The organism is Candidatus Clostridium eludens, assembly GCF_045310515.1.
Classification (GTDB): Bacteria; Bacillota; Clostridia; order Clostridiales; family Clostridiaceae; genus Clostridium_B; species Clostridium_B eludens.
In genome coordinates this window covers 1-881 of record NZ_JBJHZX010000135.1, presented here as the reverse complement: position 1 = coordinate 881, position 881 = coordinate 1, and the positions used below count along the sequence as shown (strand labels likewise).

The 881-nt window shown below is 35.3% G+C and carries 1 protein-coding gene; it reads right to left on the bottom strand.

All coding sequences use genetic code 11. The annotated features are described in order from the left end of the window. On the bottom strand, positions 1 to 881 hold an 881-nt coding region (locus ACJDU8_RS25550), incomplete at both ends, for an aldehyde dehydrogenase family protein (RefSeq protein ID WP_406795000.1).

Sequence of the window (881 nt, the reverse complement as noted above, 5' to 3'; positions counted from 1 at the left end):
TTAAGAAGAGCAAGAGATTTTTCACATGCTTCATGCCAGTCTTCTACTGTATAGAATGCAAGTACTGGAGCTAATTTTTCTTTTGCATAAGGGTTCTTTGCACTTATGTCTGTTTGTTCTGAAAGTAATATTACAGCATCACTTGGTATGCTTATTCCTGCTAATTTTGCTAAAGCTTGAACATCTTTTCCTACTATTGCTGGATTTGGTGTTCCATTAGCTCTTAATAAAATCTTGCCTATTTTTTCTGATTCTTCTGCATTTAAGAAATATCCCTTTTGTTTCTTGAATTCTTCAATTATCTGTGCCTTGCTTACTGTTTCTGCGATTATGGATTGTTCTGAAGCACAAATTACTCCGTTATCAAAAGTATCACTGCCTATTACTTTTCTTACTGCTGCAGGGATATCTGCTGATCTTTCGATAAAGCATGGGCCGTTTCCAGGTCCAACTCCTATAGCTGGTGTTCCTGAACTATAAGCTGCTCTAACCATTCCTTCTCCGCCTGTTGCAAGGATAAGAGCTGTATCTTTGTTCTTCATTAATTCAGCAGTACCTTCTACTGTTAAAATTGACATACATCCAATTAATCCATCTGGTGCTCCTGCTTCTAGTGCAGCTTTTTGCATTATTTTTACAGTTTCAGTAATACTTCTTACTGCTGTTGGATGTGGGGAAAATACTATTGCATTTCCTGACTTTAATGCTACTAATACCTTAAATATTGCTGTTGAAGTTGGGTTAGTTGAAGGTATTAATCCTGCAATAACTCCTAGAGGAACAGCTATATCTATTGTTTTCTTTTCTTTATCTTCTTTTAAAATTCCAACCGTTTTCAAGTCTTTAATGTAGTTGTAAACTACTATACTTGAAAACTTATT